The following is an 819-nucleotide window of genomic DNA, read 5'->3' on the forward strand; positions in this document are numbered from 1 at the left end:
CGCCGAGGCCGAAGCACGCTACTATGCACAAGCCGAGGTCCGAGCCTTGGCTGCCTGATCCAAACCAAACAGCCTCCGAAATTCCCGGAGCGGTTCAAGTCTCTCCACTCTGCAGGCCACTACCATATGGAGACATACTAGGCTCCGGACTCACAACCAGTAGCTGACAGTGGCGGCGAGGCAGACGGCAGCAAGGTAGTTGATGGCTAAGCGGTCGTAGCGGGTAGCGATGCGGCGGAAGTCTTTGAGGCGGCCGAACATCCGCTCGATGGCGTTGCGGCCGCGGTAGAGCACGGGCGAGAAGCACGGCTTCCAGCGCCTGTTCGCCTTGGGCGGGATGTTGGGGGCGGCTCCCATCGCCTCGATCTGCCGCCGGATGGCGTCGCTGTCGTAACCTTTGTCGGCCAGTAGGAGTCGGCAGGCAGGCAGGCGCTCCAAGAGGATTGCCCCGGCCTTGCAGTCGGCCACCTGTCCGCCGGTCGGCAGGAAGGCGAGCGGGCGGCAGAAGCGGTCCGTGAGCGCATGGATCTTGGTCGTGCGTCCGCCCCGCGAGCAGCCGATGGCTTGGTTCTGCTCCCCCCTTTCCCTCCCGAGGCGCAGCGGTGCGCCTTCACGGCCGAGGAATCGATCAGCACCTGCGTCGGCGGTCCGCCAGCTTGGGCGAGCGTCTCGAACAGTCCGACCCAGACGCCCTTGGCTGCCCAGCGCACGAAGCGGTTGTAGATGGCCTGTTCACAAGCGACAAATTCTGCCTGACGCGCGAGGGACGGCTTGCGCTGTCCTGGCGGCGAGGTCCCCGGGGCACGGGTCGCCCAGCCG

At 66.3% G+C, this 819-nt stretch carries 1 pseudogene; it reads right to left on the minus strand.

What is annotated here, in order from left to right:
• Nucleotides 1-150: 150 nt before the first annotated feature.
• A pseudogene (locus WDW90_RS37645) lies at nucleotides 151-731 on the minus strand (IS5 family transposase); the annotation flags it as partial.
• Nucleotides 732-819 lie beyond the last annotated feature (88 nt).

Source organism: Methylobacterium nigriterrae (assembly GCF_037106235.1).
Lineage (GTDB): Bacteria > Pseudomonadota > Alphaproteobacteria > Rhizobiales > Beijerinckiaceae > Methylobacterium > Methylobacterium nigriterrae.